The following is a 16,755-nucleotide window of genomic DNA, read 5'->3' on the forward strand; positions in this document are numbered from 1 at the left end:
TATGAGCACACGCAAAGTATCCATTGTCGATGTAGCCAAGGAAGCTGGAGTCTCGTATCAAACTGTATCGCGAGTTATTAATAATTCGCCTGCTGTACGTGAAGCAACCCGTCGCAAGGTTCAGGAAGCTATCCGTCAGCTGAATTATCATCCATCGCTGTCTGCGCAGTCTCTCAAAACGCAGCGTACCCGCATGATCGGCGTTATTGCATCACAAACGCAATACTCAGGTCCTCTGCTTACTATCTCGGCTATCGAAAGAATGGCGCGCAGCCGTAATCTCTTCGTTTCTGTGGCAACGGTTGATGAATCACGTCTTAATCCTGCTGATTTTAGCGAGATAGAGGAAAGCTTCGTTAAGCTCGGCGTAGAAGCTGTTGTTATTGTTGCGCCAACAGAAGCGATGGTTACGCTGGCCGTAGAAAGTCATGTGAATATTCCTCGTGTGATTATTACCGCTCCTGAGGGCATGCAGCAGCTCAGTTCGCGCAATTTTGATTCGTCGCGCGTGAAGTTTGTTTCCACGAACCAAGATGCAGTGAGTGAGCAGATTGTGCATGGTCTGCGCGATTCGGGCATAGAGTGCGTACTGTATATTAGCGGTCCGCAACAGTGGCGAGATGCTTATACCCGTTGCCATGCGTGTGTGCGTGCGTGTGAGCATAACAGTTTGACCGTGCAGGTTGTTGATGCCGGTGACTGGTTAAGCATGAACAGTTACGATAAGCTGACTGCTTTGTTGCAGGCAGGTGCTTCGACTGCTATGAAAAATACAGCGATATGGGCTGCTAATGATTTACTTGCTATGGGTGCTCGAAGAGCTTTGCTAGAAGCAGGTTTAGATGTTCCCGGTGATGTGCAGGTGATTGGTTATGACGATATGCCAGGAACAGAAAGCTTGGTGCCTCCGCTGACAACAGTGAACCCAAACTATGAGAAGGTTGGGTCTATTGCCATGCGTTTAGTTCTTGACCTGTTGGGATATACTGCTGAGGACGATGAGGATAATTCCGTAGAAGAATACACTCTTCTTGATGGCTCAGATTGCGTGTATCTTGTTGAACCTCGTTTAGTTTTGCGTGCATCAACGCTTTCGTAGAGGGTTGTTGATTGTTTAGATTGAGCGTGTGTTTATTTGATTAATACAACGTTATGGTGTAGAATATGTTATGTGAACGTTCACATAACAGTGTGAATAAAGAAGTGCATTATCTAACACGACGGAGTGAAGACTATGACGGACATCGCACGCGCACAAGAAGCTATTGCTGCGGGTAATATTTCTCTGGGCGTGGAGTTTGGTTCTACGCGCATTAAAGCTGTTCTCATTGATGAGCAATACAATACCTTGGCTCAGGGTGACCATGTGTGGGAAAATCATTTAGACAATGGATTATGGACTTACGGTTTGGATGAAGTATGGGCTGGCGTGCAAGATGCATATGCACAATTAGTTGCCAGCGTGCATGAAACATACGATGTTGAGCTCACTCGTATTGCACGCATGGGCTTCTCCGCCATGATGCATGGCTACCTCGCCTTCAATAAGAACGGTGAGCTCCTTGTTCCGTTCCGCACCTGGCGCAATACCAATACGCATGAAGCTCACGAACAGCTGTCTGAACTCTTCCAATTTAACATCCCAGAACGCTGGTCTATCGCGCACTTGTACCAAGCCATTCTCAATAACGAAGAGCATGTTCCTGAGGTAGATTTCTTCACCACCCTGTCTGGCTACGTACACTGGCAACTCACCGGCCGCAAAGTACTCGGAGTGGGCGATGCGTCGGGCATGTTCCCAATCGACCCACATACACACAACTTCGACGAAGAATTTCTCGCACAATTCGATCAACTCAACAATGTGGCATCTCAGCCATGGAATATCCGTGAGATTCTGCCAACCGTCCTCGTTGCCGGCCAGAATGCGGGTGAACTCACTGAAGAAGGAGCGCGCCTACTCGATCCAAGCGGACGCTTACAGGCTGGTTCTGTTCTCGCTCCACCCGAGGGTGATGCAGGAACGGGCATGGTAGCCACCAACTCCGTACGAGTGCGCACTGGTAACGTGTCTGCAGGAACCTCTATCTTTGCCATGGTTGTGCTGGAAGACAAGCTCAAAGCGCTCCACCCAGAAGTGGACGTGGTCACCACACCTGCAGGCGATTTAGCGGGCATGTCTCACGCGAATAACTTCACCTCCGACCTGAACGCATGGGTGGGCTTATTCCGTGAATTTGCAGCGGCTGCGGGAACTCCTGTAGACAACGCTACGCTGTTCTCCACGCTGTTTAATGCGGCTATTGCCGACAACACCGATGCCAACGCAGGCGGATTGCTCAACTATTGCTTCTATTCGGGGGAATTCCTCGTTAATCTGGCTGAAGGTCGCCCTGTGTTCGCGCGCGGACCTCAAGCCCGCATGAGTCTGGGCAACTTTATGCGCGCTCAGCTCTTCTCCGCCTTCTCCCCAGTAAAAGTGGGCATGGACGTGATGACCAAAGATGAGGGAGTGCGAGTAGATTCTTTGGTTGGTCATGGTGGCATTTTCACCACGCCTGTGGTAGCTCAGCGTATTTTGGCTGCCGCGTTTAACACGCCTATCCGCGTGATGAGCACGGCTGCTGAAGGCGGCGCGTGGGGTATGGCAGTGCTCGCTGATTACACTGCTCACGCTCAGACCGCTCTCGACGACTACTTGGATAACACGGTTTTTGCTGGCGCGCAGTATTCTACAGAAGAACCGCAGCCTGCAGACGTTGACGGTTTCGAAGACTTCTTTGAGCGCTTTAGGACCGGATTAGCGATTGAACAGGCTGCGGTAGAAAGTATTGATTTGGAATCACGGTAGAAATACCGCGCTAATAAACGCGATAAAAGGCCGCGAAAAACTAGTACAAAAACCCGCGCAAAAACTAGCGCCAAATCAGCAGAAAACTTTATAAGACACACAACATAAGGAGATATACAATGGCAACTTTGGCAGATTACTCAGAAGAAACCCGTGCTGAAGTCAAGCAAGTACGCGAAATTGTTGCAAGCTTGCACGATCAACTTCTTAAATGGAATTTGGTTGTATGGACTGCAGGTAATGTTTCTCAGCGGTTGAAAACAGCAGATTTAATGGTTATTAAGCCTTCTGGTCTGCGCTACGAATATCTTACCCCAGCAAGCATGGTGGTATGCGATTTAGATGGCAACGTGGTTGATGGAGTAGCATCGCCATCTTCAGATACTGCATCGCATTGCTATATTTACCGTAATATGCCAGATGTATATGGCATTGTACACACGCATTCCACCTATGCCACAGCATGGGCGGCAACAGGTAAGAATATTCCTTGCGCTCTCACCATGATGGGCGACGAATTTGGTGGGGAAGTGCCGGTTGGTCCTTTCCGTCTTATCGGTTCCGAAGCTATTGGCGAAGGCGTTGTAGAAACTCTCAAGAAGTATCCAAAGTCTCCTGCAGTTCTTATGCAAAATCATGGTCCTTTCACTATTGGCAAGGATGCTGAATCTGCTGTGAAGGCTGCGGCAATGACTGAGGAAGTGGCACATACTGTATGGGCTGCTCAAATGCTGGGAGGCGTTATTCCAATTCCTCAGGCAGATATTGATAAGCTTAACGACCGTTATCAGAACGTGTACGGTCAGCACTAAAGCTGCGAAGGATTGCTTTGGGAGAGTGCCTTGATTCGACGCGCTCTCATCTTTCCCTTGCACACTCCCCCCCCCGCACCCTCGCGCCCCACAAAAATACCCACCCAAAAAATCACCCCCACAAAACAATAAATTTTCATAAAAGAAAGGTAATTCAATGAAGAATCCATTTGAAGGTAAGGAAATCTGGTTCGCTGTTGGCTCTCAGGATCTTTACGGCGAAGAAACGCTCAAGCAGGTAGCTGAGCAGTCTCGCGACATCGTCAATGCTCTCGATGCAAGTCCAGCCATTCCTGTGAAGCTTGTTTTGAAGCCAACACTTAAGGACTCAGACTCCATTAAGGAATTTATGCAGGCAGCCACTGCTTCACCTGAATGCATTGGTGTGATTGCATGGATGCACACCTTCAGCCCAGCAAAGATGTGGATTCGTGGTCTGAACGAGCTGAAGAAGCCTTTGTTGCAGCTGAACACACAGCATCATGAGGAAATTCCTTGGAAGACCATGGATATGGACTTCATGAACCTGAACCAGGCTGCTCATGGCGACCGCGAGTTCGGCTACATTGTCACCCGTTTGGGCATTCCTCGCAAGATTGTTGTAGGTCACTACACTGATCCAGACGTAGCAGAGCGTATTGGCGTATGGACTCGCGCATGTGCAGGTTGGGAAGCTGCCAACACAATGAAGGTTATGCGTTGGGGCGATAACATGCGCAACGTAGCTGTAACTGAGGGCGATAAGACCGAGGCAGAGCGCATATTCGGTGCATCCATTAACACATGGCCAGTTAATGAGCTTGTAGAGCATGTGAATGCTGTGTCTAAGGAGCGTGTAGAAGCTCTTATTGAAGAGTACAAGAAGGAATATGACGTTGCTCCAGAACTGCTTGGCGAGCGTTACGAATCCTTGTACGTTGCTGCTCAGGAAGAGCTGGGTATGCGCGACATGCTTGAAGAAGTAGGGGCAACAGTAGCTGTAGATAACTTCGAGGATTTGGGAGCTTTACGTCAGCTGCCAGGTGTAGCTGCTCAGCGTTTGATGGCTGATGGTTACGGCTTCTCTGCAGAAGGCGATTGGAAGACCGCTATGCTCATTCGCATTGGAAATGTGATGGGCTATGGTCTTGAAGGCGGTTGCTCTTTGATGGAGGACTACACCTATAACCTTGTTCCTGGTAAGGAAAAGATTTTGGGTGCACACATGCTCGAGGTTTCGCCAACGTTAAAGACTGATGGCAAGGCTAAGCTTGAGGTTCATCCGCTGGGTATTGGCGGTAAAGAAGATCCTGTGCGTTTGGTCTTTACTGCAACTCCTGCAAAGGATGCAGTAGTAGTGGCTATGAGCGATGTGCGTGAACGTTTCCGTTTGGTTATGAACGTTGTTGATGTTGTCGAACCAGATGAGGAACTGCCAGCATTACCAACTGCCCGCGCTTTGTGGCAGCCTCGTCCAAATATGAAGGATGCAACTCAGTGCTGGCTGCTTGCTGGTGCTGCACATCACACTTGCATGACTACCACGGTTGATCGTGAGGCATGGGAAGACTTCGCTCGCATTGCCGGCGTTGAACTTGCCATTATTGACGAGAATACCACTCCAGCTCAGTTCGAAACCAACCTGCACGTAAACGACGTGTACTACCGTTTGAATGAGCACTTCTAAAAAGCTGATTTTATAACTAACTAAGGCTCTCCCTGTTTTAAGCGGGGGAGAGCCTTAGTATTACATTACCTTTGCAATCCTATGCTGCGCGTAAGCGCGGCGAGCGAGGTGCGCGAAATGCATGAGCATCAGCCAGCCAACGAAGCACAGCGGCAGCATGTGACGCTCGAAATTGTTGGCTGGAGCCATAATCATCACGCCCATCAGCAAAATAAGCGGAATGTAACGCAACAGATCCATCCAACGGCGCAAAATAATCACCGCACAGCCGAGCAAAATCGCCCCCACAACATAGAAGTTACCGTGCGTAATCCAACCAATCACAGGAACAGAACCCCATACGAAGGCAAGGAAGCTTTCGAAGCTGCGCACTTGCGGTGCCCAATCGTTCAAAATCGGGGCCGCGCTTAATCGCGAATTATCGAGGTAATACGTGGTCGATACATACGGCTGATCGTTCACGTCAAAATAGCCGTACACCTTCGCTAAGAACGCGTCAGTATAGATAATCGGATGCTGCTTACCCAGCTCAAGCCAAGTTTGCGTAAACTTATCCATATCCTCTTGTGTCACCGTTTCCCACTTATAGGTTTCGATCTTGCCGTCGCCACCCGAGGATTTAACACGGTCTGCATCGTTAGGGAAGTAGTTAGAACCCATAGCGTAGAGGTTAAAAATCGGCTGTAGTTTCTTGCGTACGTCGGGCGAAACGCTCAGCGGATCGTAGCGCATAACGCGGGCAATCTGCTGAACTTGCACACCGCGGCTTTCAATAGAATCACCCGAAATAATCGTGCCCGTATTTACCGCAACAGTCAGCGCGGTCTGGAAAACGAGGAACGGTAAAACAAGGGCAACCAGGTATGAGCGCCAACGGTTGCGGTCAACGATAAAAATAAGCACAATCTGCACGGCAATAATATACGTGGCGTATTTTGCGGAGACGAGCATAATCGCGGTGCTTAGCGCAATGCCGACCACCAGAGTGCGAGGAATATGCGTGCGGTCGCGGCGGTTAAAGACCTCGTACCATTGGCCAAACCACCACAGGAACGCATAGGCAAACAGTGGCGACTTCGTAAGCGCCGTAGCCGAAAACAAAGCCTGCGGGTTAAGAATAAAGAAGGACATTACGACGGTTCGCCAGCGCGAACCCACCGTAATAAGCTGTGCCGGACTTGTGCACAAAACCGAGCGTGCGTACACGCGGGTAGGGTGAGCCAAGTTAAAGAAACGGTCAACCGTTACGCTCACCACAAAAATCGCGAAAAGCATTTGCGCGGCCGAAAGAAAAACGAGACCTAAATCAATCGTACCGGTCCACGAATCCGACCAGTAGAGCACGCCGCCATAGAAAAGCGTTAAGACAACATTGTGCTGATTCGTCAAATACGTGGGCGTATCCGGCCACATATAATGAGCAATCGGATAGACATCCACCACATTAAAACTGTCGGCGTAGGAGACATGCACGCCGCTGAGCGCGCTGAGCCAGCGGATCATTTCCGCGTACTGACTCATAAGATCGGCCGCGAACACGGTGGGCACAAAAATAAACTGAAGACCCCAGCAGGTTAAAAGAATCAGCGCGATTTTCCACCAACGGTCGGTAAGGAAAACAATATGACGCCTCGTAGCGCTCCAACCACGCGACATGGTCACGCACAGCTTGCTCAGTTTTTTATGACGCGCAACGAAAGCGCTCACACGTGGCGCAGTACGGTTCTTAAAACGCTTCCACCATCGCGTCCACGGATGCAAAACTCCTGAGTGAGGCTCGCTAAACCGCACCAAACACCATATAATGCCCATGCACACAGCCCAGGTTGCCGCGAAAAGAACAGTATTCACCACGTCGTAATGCACAATCGACGAGTTTGCGCGATACAGTGACCCCACGCTCACACACAAAGCAATCCACGCGCTCGCCACGGCTGCAAGCGTCCACGATGCTGCGCTGGTAAAGAAACGCCCCCACAAGAACCGATGCTGCTGTGCGGAACGCTTCATACACGCCTCTCGTTGGTCGTAACGGACAATAGACAATACTTAGACTTTTAGCCTTCGCAAAATTATATCAAAAGCGCCGGTTGTTAGAGCTACCGAAATCTACCCGCGTCCTACCCGCGCTCGATCCGAAAATCTCTAAACGTGCGCGCAATGTCTTGCGGGGTTTCGGTACGCCCATTTTTGAGTCACATGCGATACACACTAAAGAAACCACCCGCAATAAACATCTGCTGGTACAAGTTGCGGTCGCTGGGAGAGGCATTGAGAAAATTCTCGTCGAACACGTCCTCGACGATGTAGAGCAGGTGATTGTCGAGCAGAACGCGACCGAACTCGCGATGCTCATACAAGTGCGTAAACAGGTCGAGCATATAGTCCTCGAAATTTTGCTGGTCGTACGTAAAACTGTGTGTGCGCGTAAAACGCTCGGTAATAGAACGCGTGTTGTGTATCAGGAAGGCTACGAGAACAACTTGCCAGCAGAATCCAAGAAAGTGGATGTAAAGGGTGCCAAGGCAACCTTGGAGAAGGCTGGCTACAAGATGGGCAAGGACGGCTACTACGAGAAGGATGGCAAGACCCTCCAGATTCGTTACACCTACTTTGGTGATGCTGCTATGGTAACCAACATGGCTAAGGCTATTAGCCAGATGATGAAGGCTGCTGGTATTAAGATTAAGCTTGATAATCGCGATGATGCTAAGTTCGCAGATACCGTAGCCAAGGGTGATTTCGAGATTCTTCCAATGGCTTGGCAGTCTTCTTCTCCATACGGCCAGTTGAACATTAGCCAGCTGTATGGTTCTAAGTCTGAATCTAACTACACCTTCGTGGGTAGTGAAGAAGTAGATAAGCTTGCTAAGGTTCCAGGAACGATCGAGGATCAGTTGGAGGCAGTGAAAGCTGCAAACAAGGCTGAGAAGGCAGCTCTTAAGCTGTTCGGCACTGTTCCATTGGATACTCCACCAAGCTTCTATGCGGTAACCAAGGGATTGGCTAACTGGGGTCCATCTGGATTCCAGACCGTTTTACCAGAAAACGTTGGTTGGCAAAAATAAGGTAGTGTAAAACCAATCGCCCATCCGAGTGTGAATGCTCGGGTGGGCGATTTTTTATTCGCGATTCAACAATTCACCTCACACTACATAAACAAGCCAAAACTTTTGGCGTAAAATTGTAGTACGAGGTGAATTAATATGTACAGGAATTAACTAAAGCGCTTAAGTTGCGAATCAAGAGATTTTTAGCGCGAAAACGCGGTATTTCTCCCTCTTTGCGAACGTTCACACGCTTTCGGTTCGAAAAGTTGCCTCTGTTCTGCGCACTGCTAATGATTTAAAGTAAAATCGTAGAAGCACCATAAGGAGGTTCTTCGTATCGCTATATGAAGAGCCTCCTTATTGTATACGTTGTCAGTATTCTGCCTTAAACGGTACAGTAGTATTCAGTAAGTATTTATTTTCTGCCAAGATGTAGAGGAAACGAGCGAGGACGGTATGGCTGGAAAAACAAAAGTAACCATCTCTGATGTTGCTCGCACTGCGGGCGTATCTAACAGTGCTGTATCTTACGCCCTCAATGGTAAGCCGGGTGTATCAGAAGATACGCGCGAAAAAGTGCTTAAAGTTGCTGAGCAGATGGGTTGGAAGCCGAATATGGCTGCGAAAGCCTTATCGGATGCCAGTACACGCACAGTAGGATTAGCCATTGAAGTCGATTCTGAAGTGCTGTCTGTGGAATCTTACTTTATGGAGTTGATTGCCGGTCTGGGCGATGCTCTAGAAGATTACGATTACTCACTTTTGGTGCGTATTGTTTCAGATTCCCCAAACGCTATGCGTATTCACCGCAATTGGATTGCTACCGGAAGTGTAGATGCCATGCTGGTGATGAACGTAGAAGTGGGAGATCCGCGTATTGACTTCTACAAAGAACACTCAGCAATGCCTGTTTTAGCTATTGCTGATCCTTCGGTTACACACGGTTTGCCATCGATGACCAGTGATGACGCTGAAGGCGCGCGCATGATAGTAAATTATTTGCATGAGCTGGGACATACCCATATTGCTCGTGTAGCAGGTCCTGAGCGATATGCGCACACATTTATTCGTGATCGAGCATTTATGGAAGAGTCTGCGTCTTTGGGTATGACCTGCGACTGTTTACACTCTGATTATTCTCCTGAGCAGGGTCGCGATATGACGAACAGGCTTTTTGCTTTTAGCGACTCGCCAACAGCTATTGTTTACGATAACGATGTTATGGCTATTGAGGCCTTACATGTAGCTGCTGAACGTGGACTGAGTGTGCCTGATGATATTTCGATTATGTCGTGGGACGATTCCTTCGCGTGCACTGCCACAACTCCAGGTATTACGGCTCTGTGGAGAGATATTCCTCGTTTAGGCGCTAAAGCTGTGCCTATGCTGATGGATTTGATTGAGGGAAATACGGTGGAAAATGCTATGGAATCGCCGTATAAACTCGTTCAGCGCGGTTCTACGGGTGCTCCGAAAATAGTAGGGGAGTAGAAGCTCATATTCGTTAATCATGGAATGCTATGCTTAAGCACGATTCACGAACCGTATCAAGCTCTACCTAGCGCAATAATCCTCGGAATAAAGCTCAATCACAGGCGAACATGAATTCGAGCCAAGTTCTGCTAAAACGGTCTTCGGTTTTTAGCGGGGTTTAGGGGAAGATGTTGTCTAGTAGGTTCTAGTTGATTCCTCTGGCAGTCATGTGTTAAGACGTTGTTTCGGTGTGAATGTGGTTTTGTTTTCATGCGCGTATCGAGTTCATGCGCTTGAGAGAGTGTAGAAACAGTTTTGAACGTTATAAACGTTCTGCACTGTCAGTCGCAAGGAACGCTGTAGGCATTGTATGAGCTATCGGGTGATTATGTGCAAAACATACACAATGAACATGTTACTTACATAATCGTGCGTTTGGGGTTAACCTAGTATTTACAATCACTTAAACGGTTAAGTAAATCTGTGATTAAATAAAAATCGTCAGGTAGGTCTAAGGGGATTTACGAAGAATGTGCTTAATCTGTGCTAGCAAAGCTTGTGCAGGTGAATGAATAACACAACACGATAGCTAACGGAGGCTTGTGGATGACTGAGGCAATCTATACATATGGAACAGCAGAAAATGCTCAATTCTTAGCAGAGCAACGCGACGCGCTCTTTAACTTTGGTACACGTTTTCCATCTGAGGAAGGCTCTTCCTATTGGTTAGGTGATGATGGCACTCCATGGGTGGGACGAGACCGTGCAACATGGATTACATGCCGCATGACTCACGTCTACGCTCTGGCTGCTTTTACTGGTTTTGAAGGCGCTGAAAAGTTAGTAGATGCAGGTTTGAAAGGTCTGCTTGGTCAGCTTCATGATGACGACAATGATGGCTGGTATCCTGCTGTGTCGGCACAGGGAGAACCTGCTGAAGACAAGCAATGCTACGCACATGCTTTCGTCCTGTTAGCAGCATCCTCAGCACTTGCGCTCGGACGTCCAGGGGCAAAGGAACTGTTGGAGAAGGCGCAGAACGTCTTTTTAGAGCGTTTCTGGGATGATGAAGCAGGATTATCTGTAGATACTTGGAATACAGCTTTCACTCAGTTAGACTCTTACCGCGGTTTGAATGCAAACATGCATTCTGTAGAAGCATTCCTCGCCGTCAGCGATGTGACGGGAGATGAGAGCTGGCGTAAGCGTGCAGGTTCCATTATTTCTCACGTTATTGAATGGGCTGAGGCTAACGAATGGCGCATTCCAGAGCATTTTAGTGAGCAGTGGGTGGCTGATTTGGAGTATAACAGCGACCGTCCAGACGATCAGTTTAAGCCATACGGCGCTACTCCTGGTCATGGTATTGAATGGGCACGATTAATTACGCAGTATGTTTTGAGCGCTGGTTTGAATGAGCAGGAGAAGCAGAAGCTGATTGAAGCTGCTGAACAGCTTTTCACCCGTGCTATGGCTGATGCGTGGAATGCTGATGGTGCAGAAGGCATTGTGTATACCACGGATTGGCAGGGTAAGCCAGTGGTGCATGACCGTATGCATTGGACGCTGGCAGAAGCTATTAATACGTCTGCAGTATTAGCACGCGTAACAGGAAAAGAAGAATATAAGAACTGGTACGCAACAGTTTTGCAATATGTTGATGAATATTTGATTGACCGCGAAAACGGATCATGGTTCCATCAGCTTGACCGCGAAAACAAGATTGTAGATACTGTATGGCCGGGTAAAGCAGATTTGTATCACGCTGTTCAATCTATGATGATTCCAGTGCATGATCCAGCGCCTTCTATTGCTGTAGCAGTCAAAAATCAAGCTGAATAAGAAAATGGCGAGGATGAAAATCCTCGCCATTTTCTTTTAATCGTTAAACGTTGCGGTATCGATAACGTAGCGGTAACGTACCTGAGAAGCGGTTACCTTATCGTAGGCCTCAGTAATATCCTCGCCGCCAATCATCTCAATAACCGGATGAATACCGTGCTCAGCACAGAAGTCGAGCATCTCCTGAGTCTCGTCGATGCCGCCAATCATGCTGCCTGCCATAACGCGGTTGCCGTGAACCAAAGCGCTCAAATTAATCGAAGCGGGCTCTTCTGGCAAACCAACATCGACGAAAACGCCATATGGCTTCAACGTGTTGAGGTATGCGGTGTAGTCCAAATCGCTGGCGCTCACCGTACACAAAATAATATCGAAGGTATCGCGCAAAGCTTCTAAAGTTCCTGGCTCGCTCGTGGCGTGATAATAGGAAGCTCCTAAACGCTTACCGTCCTCTTCTTTCGAACGGCTATGAGAAATTACGTGCACTTCTGCACCCATAGCCGCGGCAATCTGCACGCCCATATGACCCAAACCGCCCATACCGAGCACAGCTACCTTCTTGCCAGGGCCAGCCTGCCAACACTTAAGAGGGGAGTAGGTGGTAATGCCTGCGCACAAAAGAGGTGCAGAGGTTTCGAATGGAATAGCATCAGGAATACGGCATGCGAAATCTTCGCGCACGGTAAAGCCCTGAGCATATCCGCCGGTTGTTGGGTTGCCGTTCTGATCGGTGCCGTAGGTAAAGTATGCGTGAGGATTGTTGCAGAACTGTTCCTCTCCAGCCTTGCAATATTCGCATTCCTTACAGGAGGCGAACATGCATCCAACGCCTACCTTGTCTCCCCCCTTAAACTTCGTGACGTTAGTGCCCACTTTTTGAACAACGCCCACCAGTTCATGACCAGGTACAAGAGGGTAGTGCACAGGACCCCACTCGCCGCGTGCTGTGTGAATATCGCTGTGGCAGATGCCGGCGTACTGAATGTCGAAGTAGATTTCGTTGTCCGCTGGTTCGCGGATTTCAATGGTGGTGCGATGGAAAACCGAGGTCTTATCGTCGCACGCATAAGCAAATACCTGAGGCATTGTCTCTCCTTTGATTGATGTCTGTGTAATTTAGCTTAAAACTTAAAGTTGGCTTTATGTCAAACTATTGGGTTGAACTCGGCGTGTTGCGTTACGAAAAGGCGAGTTCGTGCGCTTTTCGGATGTTTTCTGGCATGTCTTGCGGTTCGATTGCCTGTACAGCTTCCTCGCTGCCCAGTTCCATGGCGGTAGAGTAGTACCACTTTTTGAAGGTGAGCATGGCCTCTACTTTGCGCAGCTGTTCGAACTCTTTTTCGAGCGCCTCGCAGCGGTCGAGGATAAGCTGATAGCGCTCGCTCAGCGTGCTATCGCCCTCTTCGGCCCATGCAATAAACTGACGGATATCTTCAATAGACATACCCGACTTTTTAAGGCATTCAATAACGTGCACGGTATCGATTTCGTGATCTCCAAACAAACGCTGACCGCCCGATCTTTCCATATTAGGAAAGAAGCCTGCTTTGTCGTAATAGCGCAAAGTGGAGGTAGGCAAGTTAAAACGTTCGGAGACTTCGCCGATTTTAAGAAACATGGGGGAATGCTTTCTCTAAAAGTGCACATGCTTGAAGTTTGCTTTAAGTTTAGCATGGGAATTGTGCATAAGAAAGTGGTGAAGCCACACGACTCCACCACTTTCTTCTCTACACTTCCTTAAACAGCGCAGACACATTCGCCCAAATCCGGCGCGTAGTACACGGATGATTCATCGTGTACAAGTGCACACCGTCGACGCCTCGCGACACTAAATCCGCAATTTGTTGCGATGCATACAAAACCCCGGCCTGACGCATCGCATCCGCGTCGTCTCCCCAGCGTTCCAACATCGCCGACAGCTCTTTCGGAATGCGAGCACCACACATGGTCACCATACGGCGCACTTGTGCTGCGTTGGTCACCGGCATAATGCCAGCTTCAATCGGCACATCGATACCTGCAATGCGTGCTTGCTCGACGAAACGGAAGAAATCGTCGTTATCGAAGAACAATTGCGTAATCAGATTAGAAACACCAGCATCCACCTTGGTCTTCAAGTGACGCAGCTCGTCCACAACCCCAGCAGAATTCGGATGAACCTCTGGATAGCACGCGCCATACACAGGCATATCCGGGCACTGCTGGCGAATATAACGCACCAGATCGCTGGCATAAGTGAATACCCCAGCAGGCTCGCGACCTTCTACAACATCGCCGCGCAAAGCGAGAACAGCCTTCACACCAGCCTGTTGGAACATGTCTAAAGCCTCATCAACCTGAGCATGGTCCAAGTACTGAGCAGTCAAATGCGCAACAACCGGAATATTGTATTCCTTGCGTACGGTGTGGCAGATGCGGGCTGTAGCGGTGCGATCAGCGGTTTTACCTGTACCGTAAGTAACAGAAATAAAATCGGGATTTACGCCCTGCAAACCGTCTAAAGTGTCGTAGATGCTCCCCACCGGGCCGTTACGCTTCGGTGGGAACACCTCGAGAGAAAACTGTGGCTTATGCATAGGAATCGCTCCAAAGACACCGACTACACTACGCGTGTACGCACAGCCTGAGCCGCCTTGACCAGGTTCTCCAAGCTTGGCCATGTTTCTGCATTACCGCGAGTCTTCAAACCGCAGTCAGGGTTAATCCACACCTTCGAAGCATCAATCTTGTCGAGGATTTCGCCAATACGCTCCTCAATTTCGGCCTGAGACGGAATACGAGGGGAGTGAATATCGTACACGCCAGGACCGGCTTCAGTTTCGAAGTTCGCTGCCTCAATTGCGTCCAAAACAACCAAGTCGCCGCGGCTTGCTTCGAAGGAAATAACATCGGCATCCATCGCATCGATATCGCGAATAATATCGTTAAACTTCGAATAGCACATATGCGTGTGAATCTGCGTGCTTGGCTTCACAGCCGAATGCACCAAGCGGAAAGCTGGGATAGCCCAATCCAAGTACTGAGAGTGCCAATCACTGCGACGAAGAGGCAGCTTTTCGCGCAGTGCAGCCTCATCAATCTGAATAACCTTAATGCCGGCAGCTTCCAAATCGAGAACCTCATCGCGAATAGCCAAAGCCAACTGCTGGGTCTGACGCTCATGCGTAATATCCTCGCGTGGCCACGACCAGTTCAAAATAGTTACAGGACCGGTGAGCATGCCCTTCATTACGCGATCGGTGCGGCTCTGAGCATACGCGCTCCACTCCACAGTAATTGGGTTCGCGCGCGACACATCGCCCCACACAATTGGAGGCTTCACACAGCGCGTACCATACGACTGCACCCACGCGTTCTTGGTAAAGAGGAAGCCGTTAAGATTCTGACCGAAATACTCCACCATATCGTTGCGCTCAAATTCGCCGTGTACCAGCACATCCAAGCCGATTTCTTCCTGATGACGAATCACTTCGTCAATCTGCTGCTTAATAAACGTATCGTAAGCCTCGCGAGTCAGCTCGCCCTTGCGCAACTTCGCACGCTCGGCACGCACTTCCTTCGTTTGAGGGAAGGAACCGATGGTCGTTGTTGGCAGTAACGGCAGGTTGAGCGCTTCACGCTGCAAAGCCTGACGCTCAGCGCGCGCAGGTTCGCGCTTAAAATCAGCGGCAGTCAGCGCATCCAAACGAGTCTGAACAGCTGGGTCCGCGGATACGCGCGATCCGTCAAACAGAGCCTGATTAGAGCGCAAAACCTCATCATCTGCAGCATCTGCCAAGTTCGCGAGATCGCGTACCTCGCCGAGCTTTTCGGATGCGAAAGCGAAGTGCTTGAGCACGTCCTCGCCAAGCGCTTCCTCGCCAGCCGTGCTAAACGGAACGTGCAGAAGGGAACTGGCAGTAGAGACGGCAACGCGGTCGGTTACAGAGCGGACGGTGTTAATCACGTCCAAACTTACAGCGTAGTTATTGCGCCAAATGTTGCGGCCGTTTACAACGCCTGCGAAAATCGTTGTCGCATCGTTTACGCCAAACTTCTTGAGCGCAGCCAGGTTCTCCTCGCGGCCCTCAATAAAATCAAGAGCAACGCCATCGAAACCAAGAGCGTTTACCGTCTCGTACACGTCGCCAATATTGCCGAAGTACGTGTTGAGCAGGAGCTTCACATCGCCACTGCGCGCGGCCAAAATTGGCTCATACAGAGCCTGGAAAGCGGCAACATCGCCATCTTCCTTATCGAGAACAAGGTATGGCTCATCAATCTGAACCCAGGAAGCGCCAAGCTGAGCAAAACGCTCAAGAATCTCAACATACACGGCTGCGGTAGCCTCGAGAAGCTCATCGTTCAGCTCGAGCTCCTCGGCAGCAGACGTGCGTGCCAGCTTAAGGAAAGTGTATGGGCCGACGAGCACAGGCTTGGTATGAATACCCAGTGCCTTAGCCTCTTCGAACTCATCGAAAGGCTTCGTGCTGCTCAGCTGGAGAGCACTCGCATCGTCGAGCTCCGGCACGATATAGTGATAGTTCGTGGTGAACCACTTCTTCATTGGAAGCGCAGTAACGTCGCCCTTCTCACCCTGATATCCGCGGCCGATGGCGAACAAAGTATCCTCGGCATTATCGAAGTTGAGGTCGCGATAGCGCTGAGGAACAGCGCCCAGCAAAATAGCGGTGTCGAGCACCTGATCGTAGTAGCTAAAATCGTTGCTTGGAATAAGATTGATGCCTGCATTCTTTTGCAAGGTCCAATGCTTGGCACGCAATTCCTTGGCAGTAGCGCGCCCTTCCTCGAGAGAAACCGCGCCCTTCCAATAGGCTTCGATAACCTTCTTCAGCTCACGGTTACAGCCTACGCGAGGAAAACCGGAAACAGATGTGAGAGTTGACATATTCACTCCTCTTGCTCTTTGCTTTTACGCATATGTTTTACGCTTGTCGCGAATTTTGTGGATTCGTTGCACTGCGTTTCAGCCTAGCAAACTAAAGGCGTTATAAAGCATTAAGCAAATTGAGGTGTCGTTATAAGTTGAGATTATAGGCGCGGTTTTTTTTGGGGGGGGGG

13 protein-coding genes are annotated in these 16,755 nt (G+C 49.5%); 7 read left to right on the top strand and 6 right to left on the bottom strand.

Features of this window, described 5'->3' with window-relative positions:
* Position 1 precedes the first annotated feature (1 nt).
* From HMPREF2909_RS08425 to araA, 4 genes are all read left to right on the top strand, one after another.
* A complete protein-coding gene (locus HMPREF2909_RS08425) occupies positions 2 to 1,099 on the top strand; it encodes a LacI family DNA-binding transcriptional regulator (protein ID WP_071415917.1) in 1,098 nt (365 codons plus the stop codon).
* A gap of 135 nt (positions 1,100 to 1,234) precedes the next feature.
* Positions 1,235 to 2,851: a xylulokinase gene (locus tag HMPREF2909_RS08430; protein ID WP_071415918.1), complete on the top strand. Its 1,617-nt coding sequence runs from the start codon at positions 1,235 to 1,237 to the stop codon at positions 2,849 to 2,851.
* A 119-nt stretch (positions 2,852 to 2,970) separates the two neighbouring features.
* A complete protein-coding gene (locus HMPREF2909_RS08435; protein WP_071415919.1) occupies positions 2,971 to 3,663 on the top strand; it encodes an L-ribulose-5-phosphate 4-epimerase in 693 nt (230 codons plus the stop codon).
* 157 nt (positions 3,664 to 3,820) lie between these two features.
* The gene (gene araA / locus HMPREF2909_RS08440) at positions 3,821 to 5,329 is read left to right on the top strand and encodes an L-arabinose isomerase (protein ID WP_071415920.1); all 1,509 of its coding nucleotides are present in this window, start codon (positions 3,821 to 3,823) and stop codon (positions 5,327 to 5,329) included.
* A 60-nt stretch (positions 5,330 to 5,389) separates the two neighbouring features.
* Here the strand turns inward: araA and HMPREF2909_RS08445 are convergent, their stop codons facing one another.
* Together HMPREF2909_RS08445 and HMPREF2909_RS09090 are read right to left on the bottom strand one after the other, a co-directional pair.
* Positions 5,390 to 7,339 carry a DUF6020 family protein gene (locus HMPREF2909_RS08445; protein WP_071415921.1) on the bottom strand — a complete coding sequence of 650 codons (1,950 nt, stop codon included), beginning with the start codon at positions 7,337 to 7,339 and terminating at the stop codon, positions 5,390 to 5,392.
* A 185-nt stretch (positions 7,340 to 7,524) separates the two neighbouring features.
* On the bottom strand, positions 7,525 to 7,710 hold the full coding sequence (locus HMPREF2909_RS09090) for a hypothetical protein (protein ID WP_049216132.1): 186 nt from the start codon (positions 7,708 to 7,710) through the stop codon (positions 7,525 to 7,527).
* Positions 7,711 to 7,725: 15 nt separating this feature from the next.
* On the opposite strand from HMPREF2909_RS09090, the gene HMPREF2909_RS08455 reads away from it, so the two are divergent.
* From HMPREF2909_RS08455 to HMPREF2909_RS08465, 3 genes are all read left to right on the top strand, one after another.
* Entirely contained in the window at positions 7,726 to 8,397 is a 672-nt protein-coding gene (locus tag HMPREF2909_RS08455; protein ID WP_168165283.1) for an ABC transporter substrate-binding protein, read from the top strand.
* Positions 8,398 to 8,835: 438 nt separating this feature from the next.
* Entirely contained in the window at positions 8,836 to 9,870 is a 1,035-nt protein-coding gene (locus tag HMPREF2909_RS08460; protein ID WP_071415923.1) for a LacI family DNA-binding transcriptional regulator, read from the top strand.
* Between the two features lie 588 nt (positions 9,871 to 10,458).
* Positions 10,459 to 11,694, top strand: coding sequence for an AGE family epimerase/isomerase (locus tag HMPREF2909_RS08465; protein WP_071415924.1), 1,236 nt, complete (start codon positions 10,459 to 10,461; stop codon positions 11,692 to 11,694).
* 36 nt (positions 11,695 to 11,730) lie between these two features.
* Here HMPREF2909_RS08465 and HMPREF2909_RS08470 read toward each other — a convergent pair whose 3' ends face one another.
* The 4 genes from HMPREF2909_RS08470 to metE all read right to left on the bottom strand — a co-directional run bounded on the left by HMPREF2909_RS08470 (position 11,731) and on the right by metE (position 16,582).
* The gene (locus tag HMPREF2909_RS08470) at positions 11,731 to 12,780 is read right to left on the bottom strand and encodes an NAD(P)-dependent alcohol dehydrogenase (RefSeq protein ID WP_071415925.1); all 1,050 of its coding nucleotides are present in this window, start codon (positions 12,778 to 12,780) and stop codon (positions 11,731 to 11,733) included.
* Positions 12,781 to 12,871: 91 nt separating this feature from the next.
* Complete coding sequence (locus tag HMPREF2909_RS08475) at positions 12,872 to 13,312, bottom strand: MerR family transcriptional regulator (protein ID WP_071415926.1); 441 nt, start codon at positions 13,310 to 13,312, stop codon at positions 12,872 to 12,874.
* Between the two features lie 109 nt (positions 13,313 to 13,421).
* Complete coding sequence (gene metF, locus HMPREF2909_RS08480; RefSeq protein ID WP_071415927.1) at positions 13,422 to 14,270, bottom strand: methylenetetrahydrofolate reductase [NAD(P)H]; 849 nt, start codon at positions 14,268 to 14,270, stop codon at positions 13,422 to 13,424.
* 23 nt (positions 14,271 to 14,293) lie between these two features.
* A complete protein-coding gene (gene metE, locus HMPREF2909_RS08485; RefSeq protein ID WP_071415928.1) occupies positions 14,294 to 16,582 on the bottom strand; it encodes a 5-methyltetrahydropteroyltriglutamate--homocysteine S-methyltransferase in 2,289 nt (762 codons plus the stop codon).
* Positions 16,583 to 16,755: the final 173 nt, after the last annotated feature.

The sequence above is a fragment of the Alloscardovia sp. HMSC034E08 genome (genome assembly GCF_001813415.1).
Lineage (GTDB): Bacteria > Actinomycetota > Actinomycetes > Actinomycetales > Bifidobacteriaceae > Alloscardovia > Alloscardovia omnicolens.